General features: G+C 60.4%; 11 protein-coding genes. 9 read left to right on the top strand and 2 right to left on the bottom strand.

The features are described 5' to 3' along the window. Nucleotides 1-164: 164 nt before the first annotated feature. Entirely contained in the window at nucleotides 165-293 is a 129-nt protein-coding gene (locus tag EBN1_RS00945; protein ID WP_277813118.1) for a hypothetical protein, read from the bottom strand. A 159-nt stretch (nucleotides 294-452) separates the two neighbouring features. On the opposite strand from EBN1_RS00945, the gene EBN1_RS00940 reads away from it, so the two are divergent. The 5 genes from EBN1_RS00940 (at nucleotide 453) to EBN1_RS00920 (ending at nucleotide 7,683) form a co-directional block, all read left to right on the top strand. Continuing rightward, a complete protein-coding gene (locus EBN1_RS00940) occupies nucleotides 453-2,138 on the top strand; it encodes a DUF1302 domain-containing protein (RefSeq protein WP_011236034.1) in 1,686 nt (561 codons plus the stop codon). 36 nt (nucleotides 2,139-2,174) lie between these two features. Next, nucleotides 2,175-3,539, top strand: a complete 1,365-nt coding sequence (locus tag EBN1_RS00935; protein ID WP_011236033.1) for a DUF1329 domain-containing protein — start codon at nucleotides 2,175-2,177, stop codon at nucleotides 3,537-3,539. 163 nt (nucleotides 3,540-3,702) lie between these two features. Then, on the top strand, nucleotides 3,703-4,812 hold the full coding sequence (locus EBN1_RS00930) for a WD40/YVTN/BNR-like repeat-containing protein (protein WP_049780129.1): 1,110 nt from the start codon (nucleotides 3,703-3,705) through the stop codon (nucleotides 4,810-4,812). Then, the gene (locus EBN1_RS00925; RefSeq protein WP_011236031.1) at nucleotides 4,812-7,211 is read left to right on the top strand and encodes an efflux RND transporter permease subunit; all 2,400 of its coding nucleotides are present in this window, start codon (nucleotides 4,812-4,814) and stop codon (nucleotides 7,209-7,211) included. The genes EBN1_RS00930 and EBN1_RS00925 overlap by 1 nt, the downstream gene beginning before the upstream one ends. Nucleotides 7,212-7,230: 19 nt before the next feature. Continuing rightward, the gene (locus EBN1_RS00920) at nucleotides 7,231-7,683 is read left to right on the top strand and encodes a universal stress protein (protein WP_011236030.1); all 453 of its coding nucleotides are present in this window, start codon (nucleotides 7,231-7,233) and stop codon (nucleotides 7,681-7,683) included. 152 nt (nucleotides 7,684-7,835) lie between these two features. Here EBN1_RS00920 and EBN1_RS00915 read toward each other — a convergent pair whose 3' ends face one another. Beyond that, the gene (locus tag EBN1_RS00915) at nucleotides 7,836-9,656 is read right to left on the bottom strand and encodes a sigma-54-dependent Fis family transcriptional regulator (RefSeq protein ID WP_011236029.1); all 1,821 of its coding nucleotides are present in this window, start codon (nucleotides 9,654-9,656) and stop codon (nucleotides 7,836-7,838) included. A gap of 299 nt (nucleotides 9,657-9,955) precedes the next feature. Between EBN1_RS00915 and EBN1_RS00910 the strand changes: the two genes are divergently transcribed. From EBN1_RS00910 to EBN1_RS00895, 4 genes are read left to right on the top strand one after another with little or no spacing between them, the layout of a single operon-like run. Further along, nucleotides 9,956-11,950, top strand: a complete 1,995-nt coding sequence (locus EBN1_RS00910) for an acetoacetate--CoA ligase (RefSeq protein WP_011236027.1) — start codon at nucleotides 9,956-9,958, stop codon at nucleotides 11,948-11,950. Between the two features lie 36 nt (nucleotides 11,951-11,986). Beyond that, nucleotides 11,987-13,228, top strand: a complete 1,242-nt coding sequence (locus EBN1_RS00905; RefSeq protein WP_011236026.1) for a Tm-1-like ATP-binding domain-containing protein — start codon at nucleotides 11,987-11,989, stop codon at nucleotides 13,226-13,228. Beyond that, a complete protein-coding gene (locus EBN1_RS00900; protein WP_011236025.1) occupies nucleotides 13,225-13,716 on the top strand; it encodes an acetyl-CoA carboxylase biotin carboxyl carrier protein in 492 nt (163 codons plus the stop codon). Before EBN1_RS00905 ends, EBN1_RS00900 begins: the two co-directional genes overlap by 4 nt. Further along, entirely contained in the window at nucleotides 13,713-15,095 is a 1,383-nt protein-coding gene (locus tag EBN1_RS00895) for an acetyl-CoA carboxylase biotin carboxylase subunit (protein WP_011236024.1), read from the top strand. The genes EBN1_RS00900 and EBN1_RS00895 overlap by 4 nt, the downstream gene beginning before the upstream one ends. Nucleotides 15,096-15,167: the final 72 nt, after the last annotated feature.

The following is a 15,167-nucleotide window of genomic DNA, read 5'->3' as shown; positions in this document are numbered from 1 at the left end:
CACGAAAATTATGAAGTTCGACAGCACCTTCTGAGAGGGGTTTCACAATTTTATGAACCCGCTGCAAATCGACTTTCTTCCGCACTGCGCAAAACACTGTGGTATCACACGCTTAAAGCCACATTTTTGAAGGGGTAATTTTTTACTGCGATGCAGCAGAGACATTAAAAAAGCAACTGGTACGATCCATGCTTTTTATTCGTTGTCATCCAGAAGCGGGCATCTCCGGCGTTCATGCGGGCAGCAAGACCAGAGAACGAATCTTTGAAAAAGCCGAAGTTCACCGCGATCATTCGTTATTCAAGAGTCAATTTATCGAAACACTAAAGGGCAAATAACAACATTCGATTAGGCCTGCTATTCGAAATACCGTTGAAAATCCTAAATGTTTCGACCCATATAAAAAGATCAATTTTGCAATTACCATGATTGTATTGCCTGAGGAGGAAGTCGTGAACGACAAGCAATATCGGTTTAATTACAGTTGCACGTCACGAATCAAGTTAATCAGCGCGGCCGTCGCCACCCTTTGCGCAGGCATGACGGTTTCGGGGGCAGTTTTCGGCGTCACCATCGATACAGGCAATCCCGATCTTTCGATGCGCAGGGACAATACCGTCAAATACAATGCGAGCTGGCGTGTCGAGCAGCAGGACGCGAGCGGGCCGGCCTCGGATGCAGGCGCGCAGATCAACACCAATGACGGCGACCGTAATTTCAGCCGAGGCCTGATTTCGAACCGGCTCGACCTGCTCTCTGAGTTCGATTTGCGCTACCGCAACAACATGGGCATCCGGGTCAGCGGCGCAGCCTGGTACGACCAAGTCTACAACGAGTCGAACGACCGTAGCCTACGCCACGCCGCATCCCTCAACCAACGCTCCGCCGATTTCGACGAGTTCACGACGGCCACTGAAAAACTACACGGCCGAAAAGCGGAATTCCTCGATGCCTTCATATATGGGCGAACGGATATTGCCGGCAAAGGCCTCAATCTGAAGGCCGGGCGCTTTACCCAGCTCTACGGCGAAACCCTTTTCTTCGGCGCCAACGGGATCGCCGGAGCCCAGACCCCGCTCGATCTGGCCCGTGCCCTGTCAGTGCCGAACTCGCAGTTCAAGGAAGTCGCCCGCCCGGTTGGGCAGGTTTCGGCGCAATTGCAACTAAGCCCAGATATGTCCGTCGGCGCCTACTATCAGTACGAATGGCGCGAGTCGCGACTGCCGGGAGCGGGGAGCTATTTTGCGTTTGCGGATTTTCCCGGGGCTGGCGGTGAATTTCTGTATGGCCCTTTCGGATTAAACGGGACGCTGCACCGCGGAGGTGACCTGGATGCCCAAGACTCTGGCCAGGGCGGCATTCAGGTCAAATTCCGTGCCGGCGACACTGAATACGGACTATACGCCGCCCAGTTTCACGACAAGCTCCCGCAGTTTTATGTACGACCGGGCCTGAACGCCGATCCGGCAAACGGCACGGACGGCGATTACGTCCTGGTTTTTGCGGAAAACATCCGCACCATCGGCGCAAGCTTTGCCACGCTGCTGGGGGAGACGAACGTCTCGGGCGAACTGTCCTTCCGCGAAAATCAGCCGCTGGTGGCTTCGGGCAACATCGCGCTGGGTCTGGGGGGAGCGGACAACGACGACAACGCCACCTTCCCGAAAGGCAAGACGATGCATGTGAGCCTATCGGCGATCACCGTTCTGCCGGCGAATGCGCTGTGGGAGGGGGCGGCCTTTGTCGGGGAATTCGCCTACAACCGTGTATTGAGCGTCACCGACAACAAGGCGGCGCTTGATCCGAACGCCACCCGCGAAGCCAGCGCCATCCAGTTCGTTTTTACCCCGGAATATTTCCAAGTCATGCCCGGGCTCGATCTGCAGGTGCCGATCGGGGTCAATTACGGCCTGGCGGGGCGCTCCTCGGTCAATGGCGTGCTGTTCCCCTCTGAAAATGGCGGCAGCCTGAGCATTGGCGTAAAGGCCGATTACCGTAAAACCTGGCAGGGCGGCTTGAATTACACCCACTATATCGGCTCCTCCGGTTCGATCGTCAATCCGGAAGGAGAGCTGTCCTATGACAATTTCCATGGTGACCGCGATTTCGTATCGCTCACGATCCAGCGCACGTTCTGATATCGGACCCAAAGCTTGAGGAGACGGAGACTAATCATGCACAAGAAAACAGTGGTATGCACGATGGCATTGGCACTGATCGCAGGCATTCAGCCGGCGTGGGCCGCAGTCAGCGCGGAAGAAGCGGGCAAGCTGAAAACCTCGCTTACGCCGCTCGGCGGGGAAAAAGCCGGCAACAAAGAGGGAAGCATCCCGGCCTGGACGGGAGGGCATACCGGTCCGTTCGCAGGCGCGAAAGTGGGCGACATTCCGGTAAGCCTTTTCCCGAATGAAAAGCCCGTCCTGCAAATCACCGCGTCCAACATGGCCCAGCATGCGGACAAGCTCTCCGAAGGTACACAGGCACTGCTGACGAAATACCCGGACACCTTTCGTCTTGAGGTTTACCCGACGCATCGCACCGCCACGGTGCCGGAGCACGTGGCCGCAAATACCTTAAAGAATGCAACCCATTGCAAGACGACAGAAGGCGGCAAGTCAATCGAGGGCTGTTTCGGCGGCCTCCCGTTCCCGATCCCGCAGACCGGCGTGGAGGTAGTGTGGAATTACCTACTTCGGGTTGAACCCGAATCAATCGAGTTTGGGTTCAAGAACATTGTCGGCTCCTCGGATGGCAATCACACCCTGGCCACCCGCAACGACAATTTCTTCCAGCATCCCTACTACTACACAGACGGTTCGTGGGAGACGTGGTCGAAGGACGGGAAAGGCGAATACTTCCTGCAGCGTTTTAGTACTACGGCGCCGTCTTTCAAAGTGGGCGAGTCGCTCGTCATTCGCGACAGCATCGATCCCAAAACCCCGCGCCAAGCGTGGCAGTATCTGGTTGGCCAGCGGCGCGTGCGCCGCGCCCCGACCGTTGCCTACGACACGCCGGACTTTGTCGCATCGGGCGCGAACTATTTCGACGAGGCGCAAGGTTTCTTCGGCCACCCCGACCGATACGAATGGAAGCTGGTCGGCAAGCGGGAGATGTACATTCCCTACAACAACAATGAACTGGTCACTGCCAAGCTCTCGGAAGCCTACGACAAGTTCCACCTGAACCCCGCCAAGATGCGCTGGGAGCTGCATCGCGTGTGGGAAGTCGAAGCCACGGTGGTTTCGGGCAAGCGCCATGCGGTTCCGAAGCGCAAGCTTTACTTCGATGAGGATACTGGGCTGTTGGTGTTGATGGACGGCTACGACTCCGAAGGCAAGCTGTGGCGCACCTCGCAGATGCCGAATTTCTTCGTGCCCGCCGTTCCGGCGATGTTGGTCAAACAGGTGACGGTATTCAACCTGCAGGCGGGCACGATGAGCACGGTGCAAGGCCTGAACGATGAGTCGTATCGTGTCGTGCCGCGCAAACCCGAGACTTTCTTCACCGGAGATGCCGTCGCCGCCGACGCTTCACGCTGATCTCGCCTGGCTGCCTGGCAGTCGTCAAAGGGCCTGCCTGGGCGTAGGCAGGCAGGCCCCTGATTTTCAGGCCGGGTTTTTCGCTGTTGAACGACGCTCCGTCCACCGCGCGGATCCACAGGGTCTGGCCTGGCGTGGCGAAGCGCGAATGAGAGTAGGCAACATGGTTCTGAACACTGCAGTGCGGCCCCTGATGGCTGCCACCCTTTTGAGTTTGATGGGTCAGCTTGCGGTGGCGGCGCCTGCCGGCCAGCCTGTGCCGGATCTGATGGAGGTGGCGGCAAGCATAGATGTGCGCGCCATCAGCGCTGTCCAGCTGGCGGTCACCCGAGCCGGTGATCGGCTGGTCTCGGTGGGCCCCCGGGGAACAGTGCTCCTTTCGGACGACGGCGGTAAAACCTGGCGGCAGGCAGGTTCGGTGCCGTCGAGCGTGGCGCTGACCGCTGTCTGCTTCGTCAACGACAAGCTGGGCTGGGCGGTCGGCCACAGCGGCATCGTGCTGCATTCCCGGGATGGCGGCGAAACCTGGGTGCGCCAACTGGAGGGCCGCCAGGCGGCGCAACAGGTGCTGGAAGAAGCCAAGGCCCTCGAAGCGACCGGCAGGGAAGGCGCCGAGCGACTGCTGCGCGACGCACAGAGGATGGTCGAAGACGGTCCGGACAAGCCGCTGCTGAGCGTGAGTTTCAAGAACGAACGTCGTGGCTATGTGGTCGGCGCCTACGGACTGGCGCTTGCCACCAACGATGGAGGCCAGTCCTGGCAGGCTTTCATGGCACGCCTGCCGAATCCGCGCGGCAAGCACCTTTATCAGGTTCGTGCCGACGGTGCCCGGCTGCTCATATCTGGAGAACAGGGGGCGCTGTTTCGCTCGGATGACGCAGGGCTTTCCTTCGCCGAAGTCAGGACGCCCTACCCCGGCACGTTCTTTGGTGCGCTTTCGCTCGCTGAAGACACCGTTCTGGCGTACGGCTTGAGGGGCAATGTCTGGCGCAGCGGGGACGGGGGCACGGCCTGGACACAAATCGCCCTCGATCACGACATTACGATCACAAGTGGCGTGCGGCTCAAGAACGGCGCCGTCGTGCTTGCTGACGAAAGCGGGCGGCTGCTGCGCAGCGACGACCATGGGCGCAGTTTCAGCGCGCTCAAAGCCAAGGCTCCCAACGCGGTCACCGCGCTGGTGCAGATCGACGACGGCGCACTCGTCATGTCCGGAGCACGCGGCCTGAGCCGCGTCGACGCAGCTCAACTCGTTGTTACGGAAAATCAATAATGGCTGTTGCACATTCACTTCCGGCCGAAGCGGTCATTGTCGATCTCGCAGACTTCGATACACGCTCCGGTTCGTTTGCCGAGCGCGCGCTTTTCAACAACCGCCTGGTCATTGTCACACTGTGCTTTCTGGCAACGCTGGTGCTCGGTTACCAGGCGTTCGGACTCAAGTTGAACGCCGCGTTCGACAAGATGATCCCGACCAGCCACCCTTACATCGTGAACTTCCTCGACAACCGCAGCCAGCTCGCGGGCATGGGCAACAGCCTGCGCATCGCCGTGGCGGCGACGGAAGGGGACATCTTCGACGCAGAGTATCTCGATACCGTGCGCAAGATGAGCGACGAGCTGTTCCTGATGCCGAGCGTCGACCGGCCCTACATGAAGTCGCTGTGGGCGCCCGCCGTGCGCTGGACCGGCGTGACCGAGGAAGGGCTCGACGGCGGGCCGGTGATTCCGGACGACTACGACGGCTCGCCCGAATCGATCGAGCAGGTGCGCGTCAACGTCGAGCGCTCGGGCGAGATCGGCCAGTTGGTCGCCGCCAACTATCAGTCGAGCATCATTTTCGTCCCGCTGCAGGACAAGATCGCCGAGACCGGGGAGCGGATCGACTACCACGCGCTGTCAAAGCGCATCGAGGTGCTGCGCGCGAAGTACGAGTCGGAGAAGATCAGGATCCACGTCACCGGTTTCGCCAAGGTGGTGGGCGATCTGATCGACGGCCTGCAGCAGGTGATGATGTTCTTCGCCGTGGCGATCGTCATCTGCACCGGCGTGCTGTACTGGTACACCCGCTGCCTGCGCAGTACGCTGCTGGTGGTCGGGTGCTCGGTGGTGGCCGTGGTGTGGCTGCTGGGCCTGCTGCCCACGCTCGGTTACGAACTCGACCCGTACTCGGTGCTGGTGCCCTTTCTCGTCTTCGCCATCGGCATGAGCCATGGCGCGCAAAAGATGAACGGCATCATGCAGGACATCGGGCGTGGCACGCACAGTCTGGTGGCGGCACGCTACACCTTCCGCCGTCTGTTCCTTGCCGGGCTGACCGCCCTGCTGGCGGACGCGGTCGGCTTCGCGGTCCTGATGGTCGTCGATATCCAGGTCATCCAGGATCTGGCGATCACCGCCAGCATCGGGGTCGCGGTGCTGATCTTCACCAACCTCGTGCTGCTGCCGATCCTGCTGTCCTACACCGGCGTGAGCCCGGTCGCCGCCCAGCGCAGCTTGAAGGCCGAGCTGATGGAGGCGGGCGGCGCCCCCCACGGCAAGCATCCGTTCTGGGCCTTCCTCGACCTGTTCACGCAGCGCAAATGGGCCCGCATTGCGGTGCTGGCGGGGCTGGCGATGGGGGCGGTGGGGCTTGCAGTGAGCTTTCAGCTCAAGATCGGCGACACCGATCCCGGCGCCCCCGAGCTGCGCCCGGACTCGCGCTACAACCGCGACAACGCGTTCATGACTGCCAACTATGCGGCCAGCAGCGACGTGTACATCGTCATGGTCCGCACGCCGCAATATGCCTGCGGCCAGTACGACACGCTCATGGCGGTCGATGCGCTCGAGCGCGAGCTGCAGCAGCTGCCCGGCGTAGAGGCGACCAGCTCGCTAGCCGGCCTGGCCAAGGTGTCGAACGCCGGCATGAACGAGGGCAGCCTGAAGTGGTTCGAGATTCCGCGCTCGCAGGACATGCTCAACGCGATCATCACCCGCGCCCCGCGCGAGATGTTCAACCAGAACTGCGACCTGCTCACCGTCTATGCCTACCTCAAGGATCACAAGGCCGATACGCTCGCTAGCGTGGTCAACGTGGTCGAAGCCTTCGCCGCGCGCCATGGCACCGATGAGGTGCGCTTCCTGAACGCGGCGGGCAACGCGGGCATCGAAGCGGCAACCAACATCGTGGTGCGCAAGGCCAACGTGCAGATGCTGTTCCTGGTCTATGCGGCGGTGATCGTGCTCGCCTTCATCGCGTTCCGCTCGTGGCGGGCCGTGGTGTGCGCGGTGGTGCCGCTGATGATCACCTCGGTGCTGTGCGAGGCGCTGATGGTGTGGCTCAACATCGGCGTCAAGGTCGCGACCCTGCCGGTGATCGCCCTCGGGGTGGGGATCGGCGTCGACTACGCGCTGTACGTGATGACGGTCACCCTGGCGCGACTCAAGGAAGGCATGAGCCTGTCCGCAGCGTACTACAAGGCCTTAATCTTCACCGGCAAGGTGGTGGTGCTGACCGGGATCACCCTGGGTCTGGCCGTGGCCACCTGGGCCTGGTCGCCGATCAAGTTCCAAGCCGACATGGGGATACTCCTTGCGTTTATGTTCATCTGGAACATGCTCGGCGCACTCATCCTGCTGCCGGCACTGGGGCATTTCCTGCTACGACCTAATAAAGCTGTGCTGGGCTGAAAACAAGGGGAGAAATGGAATGTACCGTCACATACTCGTCCCGCTCGATGGATCAGAACTGGCTGGATCTCTGCTCGCGCAAGCACTGGAATTCGCCTGTGCCCTCGGCGCCCGAATAACCTTCTTCACGATGGCGGAGGATTACGGCGCCACGCAGGAGGGTGCGCTGATGCGCACGCTGTCTCCCGAAACGTTTGACAACGAGATGAAACGCGAAGCCGCGGACATCTTGTTGAAAGCCATGGAGGCCGGTCAAGCCGCGGCGCTCGTCTGTGAAGCGGTAGTGCGCGTCGGCTCAGAAGCATATGTACAGATTATTCAGGTCGCACGGGAAAAGGGTTGCGATCTCATCTATATGGCATCGCACGGCCGTCGGGGACTGAAGGCTTTGATGCTCGGATCGCAGACCCAAAAAGTGCTGACCCACTCGCCGCTTCCAGTTTTTGTCGCCAAGGCTGCGGCGGGTAGTTGAATGCTGCGGACGGCGCTGCAGGGAGGCGAACCCTCTGCAGGACAGAGGGCGTGGTCCCCCGGTCCTGCAATGCAAAAGTGGGCGTAGCGTAGTGCAGACGGCCCACTCCAAGCGTCGAAACACCGGCACTGATCTATCCGGTCCTCCGACGGTCAACTCTCGCCTTCAGCGAGCTTGTATTTTTCGCATCGGTACGCCAGTTGCGATCGGGTAATGCCAAGCAGCCTCGCCGCAGCGGAGTAATTTCCATTTGAAATGGCGACGGCATTCTCGACCAAGGCCCTTTCTATTCCCTCCAGGGATACAGTTTTCCCATCCTCTTGAGTCCGCAACAACATCTTTAGCAAATCGGATGACGCACCGGAAATTTCGTCCGTTTTGGCCTGCACGTTCTTGAGCACTCCTTTTCCCGCTCCCATGGCTACCGACAAAACGTCCGGAGGCAGGGTTTCACCACTGGTGAACAGATGCGGCAAGTCTATCGTCCCCTCTTCTTCGGCAGATATCACCCCGCGCTCGACCAGGTTCTGCAGTTCCCTTATGTTTCCAGGGAATTCATAAGAAAGAAAGGCCCTGATGACTGCCGGCGTAAACCCGACCACTCTTCGATTATATTTTTCACAATAAAAATTTAGAAAATAATTCATCAGCAGCGGGATATCGTCCCTGCGAGCACGAAGTGGAGGAAGTCGAATAGGGTACACATTCAACCTGTAGAATAAATCCTCGCGAAAATTTCCATCCCGTACCGCCTGCCGCAAGTCGACATTGGTTGCAGCGACCACTCTTACATCGACCCGGATGCACCGGCTGCCACCCACTCTTTCGATTTCCCCTTCCTGCAGTGCCCGGAGCAACTTTCCTTGTGCGATCGGGCTCAATGTCCCGATTTCATCGAGGAACAAGGTCCCCCCGTCTGCCCGTTCAAATCGGCCGGGACGTGAAGCCACGGCCCCGGTGTAGGCCCCACGCTCGACGCCGAACAATTCGGATTCGATCAGCGTCTCCGGTATCGCTGCACAATTAACAGCGATAAAGGGATTTTCAGCACGCTTGCCGATGCGATGGAGCATGTGGGCAAACATTTCCTTGCCTACCCCGGACTCTCCCGTGAACAAGACAGTAGCGTCGGTCTTGGCGACACGCTGGAGCTGATGGCAGGCTGCATTGAAAGCAGCAGAAGCGCCTACCATTGCAGAATGGTACGGCGCGTTCTGCGTAAAAATGTCTGTACGTTCTCGACCCGCCACCGCCGCTATTACAGCGGTATGGCTCGTCGGAGAGCCGACAAAATCCTCGGCATTGAGACGCCGCATGTCCTCGGTGATGTCGTCCCACAGCTCAGCAGATTTTGCAATCAGACGACATACTGAATCACCCATCGACCGGCAGCTGACCTCCCGCGCAATCACGAGATGCCCGAGCAAGGTGCTCCCGTGCCCCATTGCATAACCGGTTAGCATCCAGCAAGTGGCTGAAGTTCCAAGACCATACGCGGCAATGTGCTCGTCCGCCTCGATCGAGTGATGCCATAAATACTCACCGTCGAATTGGCCGCTCTTCTGATCGAAGCTGAATCTTACGGGTTCGACCTTCACCATGCCTTCAAAAGAATGAAGGCGAGCCTTGTACAGCGCGGACAGGTCAGCATCGGGCCAGCGAGCCTGCTCCATGCGGGCATCGCGCGCGCCGGCAATATAGCCTATGCGCGTAAACAGGCCTCTTGCTTTTTCCACCCCCAAGCTGTCGATCAGCTCGCGCCTTAGCGCCCCGAATACATTGCCATGCAGCAATAGCATGCGCTGGTCATTGAGCCAGATATATCCGTCATCGGGAGAAAATGACAAACATGCCGAAATGTCCGACAACGATGGCGGAGCATCGGAGCGCAAGCTTGCATAATCGCCAAGTGGCGACGCCGAGGATCGTATGCCGCCCTCTCCGGTCGCAGCCCTGTCCTTGTTCTTTATCACGAAATGTCTCCTGAACCCTGCTTCTATTTTTATGAAGTCAACAGCCTCCTTCCCATCGCCATTTTCACGATTTCATGAACTCGGCTCAAGGATAAAAAATGCTGCAAAGCAGTATTTTTTATCCTTCTAACAGTATTGTCTATCGAAAAGTCCCTCACCCGGAAATGCTGCACTGCGCAATCCGACTTGTATCACTGCACTGGCATCCGTCTTGCTCAGCACAATACAGAACAATCCAGACTCGAACGATGAAAGCAAGTGAAAAAACCAATTTTGTCTAACGGACCCGGGATGCATCGATGATCAAGGAAGGGGATTTGTTGTGGACCCCCAGCGCCGACTGGGTAACGAACGCGAACGTAACTGCGTTCATGAACTGGCTGCAAGACACCCGTAAGCTGAAATTTGCGAATTACGGTGAACTCTGGCGCTGGTCGGTCACTGAACTGGAATCGTTCTGGGGGGCGCTCTGGGACTATTTTTCGATCGAAGCATCGGCAGCGCCCTCGTGCGTGCTCGGCTCCCGGAAAATGCCCGGCGCACACTGGTTTCCCGGAGCGAAGCTCAACTACGCACAGCACGTCATGCGCCAGGAACGCGCCGGCAGCCACGCCATCATGTATCTGAGCGAGAACACCCCCCTGACCGGCATGGACTGGGAGGATCTGGCCGGCCAAGTGCGCATCGTCGCGACGCAATTGCGGCGGCTGGGCGTGAAGCCCAACGACAGGGTTGTTGCCTACCTGCCCAATATCCCGCAGGCAATCATTGCCATGCTGGCGACGACGAGCATCGGCGCAGTCTGGGCAAGTTGCTCACCGGATTTCGGCTCGCATGGCGTTCTCGACCGCGTCGCCCAACTCGCACCCAAAGTCCTGTTTTGCGTGGACGGCTACCGCTACGGCGGCAAGGCGTTCGACCGCCGCGGTGAGGTTGGGGAAATCATCGGCGCGCTCGACAGCATCGAACACGTCATACATCTTCCCTATCTGGAGCCGCACAACCCGCCCCCCCCAGACAAACGGGTCCGGTCGTGGGAAACCTTGCTCGATCACCCTCCCGTCCCGGCGGACGGATTCCAATTCGAACAGCTGCCCTTCGACCATCCGCTGTGGATTCTGTTCTCGTCCGGCACGACCGGTCTGCCCAAGGCCATCGTGCACAGCCATGGCGGCATCCTTCTCGAAATGCACAAGCTGCTCGCCTTCCACATGGACATTCACCCCGGCGAGCGCACCTTCTTTTTCACCACCACCGGCTGGATGATGTGGAACGCGGTGGCCAGCTCGCTGCTGGTGGGCGCATGCCCGGTGCTCTATGACGGCAACCCGGCCTATCCGACCCCGGACGTGCTGTGGAAGATGGCCCAGGATTGTGGCGCCGCTTTTTTCGGTGCCAGCCCGACCTATGTCGACATTATGAACAAGACCGGCATCGTGCCAGCCGCCCGGTACGACCTGTCGAAGCTGCGGGCGATCATGCCGGCAGGCTCGCCGGTGTCTCCCGAGTGCACCGCCTGGTTCTATCAGAACGTCAAGGAAGACCTGTGGATCGCCACCGGCAGCGGCGGCACCGACTGCTGCACCGGCTTCGTGGGCGGTGTGCCGACCCTGCCGGTCTATGCCGGTGAAATTCAGGCACCGTCGCTCGGTGTAGCCGCAGCGGCATTCAACGAGCAGGGCGAACCGGTCATCGATGAAGTCGGGGAACTGGTGATCACCGAACCCTTGCCGTCGATGCCCGTCTGCTTCTGGAACGACCCTGAACAGGTGCGCTACCGCGAAGCCTATTTCGAGGAATTCCCGGGCGTCTGGCGCCACGGCGATTTCTTCCGCATCAATGCGCGCGGGGGATGCTTTGTGCTCGGTCGCTCGGACGCAACGCTGAACCGCCAGGGGGTGCGCATCGGCACCGCGGAGATCTACCGGGCACTGGCGACGCTCGACGAAATCGAGGATGCGCTGATCGTCAATCTCGACCTGCCGCACAACCAGTTTTTCATGCCGCTGTTCGTGAAACTGTCTGCAGGCGTAGAGCTCGATCCGGACCTGGAAAAGCGCATCACCACTCTCCTGCGCAAGGAATACACGCCACGCCATGTGCCGGACCGGATCATCGCAGTGCCTGGCATCCCGGCGACGCTCACGGGCAAGAAAATGGAAGTGCCCGTGCGCAAGATCCTGATGGGCCTGCCGGTCGAAAAAGCGGTCAACCGCAACACCATGGCCAATCCCCAGGCGCTCGATTTTTTCATCCACTACGCGAAGTCCCAGCAGGACTATTCGCTGGTCTGAGAGCCGGCACGGCAACTATAAAATCAGGAGACAGTCATGGCCGACAAACCTAAGGTGCTTCTAGTGGCCACACGGGACACCAAGAACGAGGAATCGCAATACATACGGCAGTGCCTGGAAGATGCGGGAGTCGAGGTGTACCACTTGGACGCCAGTATCCGCAGCACGCTGGACGGGGACGTGGCGATCGGACCTGACAAGATTGCCGGCGCTGCGGGCATGACGATGCCCGAGATCCGTGCGCTCAGGCATGAAGGATTATGCTTGGAGGTGATGATCAGGGGCGCACTCAAGTGCGCCGATGAATTGAACCGCAACGTGGGCCTGAGCGGCATTCTCGGCCTGGGCGGTTCGATGGGGACGGTACTTGCCACCCGGATCATGCAGACCTTTCCCTACGGACTGCCCAAGGTCATGATTTCCACCATGGCTTCGGGTATGACCGGCCCGTTCGTCGGCGCCAAGGACATCATGATGGTGAATCCGGTCTGCGACATTTCGGGGCTGAACTCGATCACCCGCAACGCCTTCCGCAGTGGCGCGCTCGCAGTGGCGGCAATGGCCCACGACTACCAGTCCGGGGAAGCCGGCGGAAACAAGCCGCTGATCACCGTCTCAACCCTCGGCACCACGGAGAAATGCAGCGCGCGTGTCCGCCGTTCGCTCGAGCAGCAAGGGTTCGAGGTCATGGTGTTTCATACCCTCGGTACTGGCGGTGCGGCGATGGAGCAGATCATCCGCGAGCGCGACGTTGCGGTCGTCATCGACATGTCGCTGATCGAGGTCAGTGAATATCTTCATGGCGGCTTGTGCGCGACGGGACCGGATCGCGGCAAGGCGGCGTTGGAGAAAGGGGTGCCGACCATTTTCGCCCCCGGCAACCTGGACTTCCTCGTGGCGGGGCCGCTGGCAGAAGCCAAGGTGCGATTCCCCGGCAGGCGTTATCACGAGCACAACCCGGCACTGACTGCGGTACGCGCCGAAGCGCAAGAATTCCGCAACGATGCCGAGCACCTGGCAGGCCTGATCAGGACTGCCCGGGGGCCGGTCAGCTTCTTCGTGCCGCTGCAGGGTTTTTCCAATCACGACAGCCCGGACGGCCACCTCCACGACCCGTCGCTGCCGCCGGTGTTCCTCGCGCACCTGAAAACGGTGATGCCCGCGGGCGTGCCGGTGGTCGAGTTGCCGCTTCATATCAACGACGAGAAATTTGCCGATGCGCTGGTCGAGCAGGCCGTCGCTTTTTCGAAATATCGCAGCGAGGCTGCAAGCAAATGAAACTGACCAACGAAGATGTCAACGAGATCCTGCAGCTGCTGGACGCAGGCCCATTCAATGAACTGAATCTGCAGACCTTGCGCTTCAAGCTGCAGTTGCGGCGCGGCAGCGACGGCATGTGGACGCAGGACGGGCAGATCCTTTCCGCCCCCAACCTGCTGTCACCGGCCACGACGGCAGCAACGCCGCCCGCCAGCGCAGCCCATGCGCCGCAGCAATCCAGGCATGCAGAAACGGAACACCTCGTTTCTGTCCGCACGCCGCTGCTGGGCACCTTTTATCGCACGCCCAAGCCTGGCGCCCCCGCGTTCGTGGAAGTAGGCAGCCACGTCGAGCCGGACACCCTGGTCGGCATCGTCGAAACGATGAAGCTGATGAATTCGGTATACGCGGGAACGGCCGGGAAAGTCGTGGAAATCTGCGCGAAGGACGCGGCAACCGTCGAGCACGACGAAGTGTTGATGCGCATCGAGCCGGAGAGCACATGACCATCCGCCGCATTCTCATCGCCAACCGCGGCGAGATCGCGGTGCGCATCGTGCGCACCTGCCAGCGTCTCGGAATCGTAACCGTCCTCGCCGCCTCCGAGGCCGATCTCGATTCGCAGGCCGCGCGCCTGGCTGACCAGACGATCTGCATCGGACCGCCGAAATCATCCGCCAGCTACCTCAGTGTCGACGCCGTCGTTGGCGCCGCGCTTGCGGCAAAAGTCGATGCGATCCATCCTGGATACGGTTTCCTGTCCGAAAATCAGCGCCTCGCCCAGGCTTGTTCCGCTGTCGGGATTATTTTCATCGGACCGACCGAAGCTCAGCTCGATGCCGTTGGCGACAAGCTCAAGGCGCGCAGCCACGCCCTGGCCGCCGGGCTCCCGGTCGTGCCGGGTGGCGAAGTCGACAGCGTCGAGGACGCGCGTGCCCTAGCCGAAAAAACAGGCTGGCCGATTCTGATCAAGGCCGTCAGCGGCGGCGGCGGCCGCGGCATGAAGCTGGTGCATGAACCGGACCAACTCGCCGCGACGATCGAACTGGCGATGGCCGAAGCGCACGCCTCATTCGGCGATCCCCGGGTCTATCTGGAGCGCTACGTCGCGTCCGGACGCCATGTGGAAGTGCAGGTGCTGGGAGACGGCGAGAACGTGATTCATCTCGGAACGCGGGATTGTTCGATTCAACGTCGCTACCAGAAGCTGGTCGAGGAAGCGCCTGCCCCGAACCTGCGCGACGGCCTGCGGGCCGACATGCACTGTGCCGCGATCACCTTCGCGAAGCACCTCGAATACCGCGGACTCGGCACCGTCGAGTTGCTGGTCGACTGCGAGCGGGACACGTTCTACTTCCTGGAAATGAACGCGCGCATCCAGGTCGAACACCCGGTCACCGAGGCGATCTGCGGGCTCGACTTGGTCGCCGAACAAATCGCGGTCGCCGAAGGAAAACCGCTGCGCTTGACGCAGGACGACGTGCACCTCACCGGTCACGCCATCGAGTGCCGCATCAACGCCGAAGACTGGACACAGGATTTCCGCCCCAGCCCCGGCACGGTGAGCCGCGCAGTGTTTCCGCTGGGCGAAGGCGTGCGTGTGGATACGCACATCCAGACCGGCGCCCGCGTGCCCCCATTCTACGATTCCCTCCTTGCCAAGCTGATCGTCCACGGTACCGACCGCACCCAAGCCCTCGAGCGCCTGCGCCATGCGCTGGCGCAGTGCGTAATTTCCGGCGTGAGCACCAACCTGCCGATGCACGTCGAACTGATGCAGCAGGAGGAGTTCGCCCGCGGCGGCGTGAACACTGCGTATTTCCCGTGGTTCCTGGAAAACCGGGCGACCGCATTGCGCGACCAGCGTGTCGCGAAAGGAAACTGACATGGCTCATCTCCAGCTCATCGACACCTCGATCCGTGACGGCAACCAAAGCCTGTGGGGCGCGACGGGGCT

This window comes from Aromatoleum aromaticum EbN1, from assembly GCF_000025965.1.
GTDB lineage: Bacteria > Pseudomonadota > Gammaproteobacteria > Burkholderiales > Rhodocyclaceae > Aromatoleum > Aromatoleum aromaticum.
This window is presented reverse-complemented; position numbering and strand designations above follow the sequence as displayed.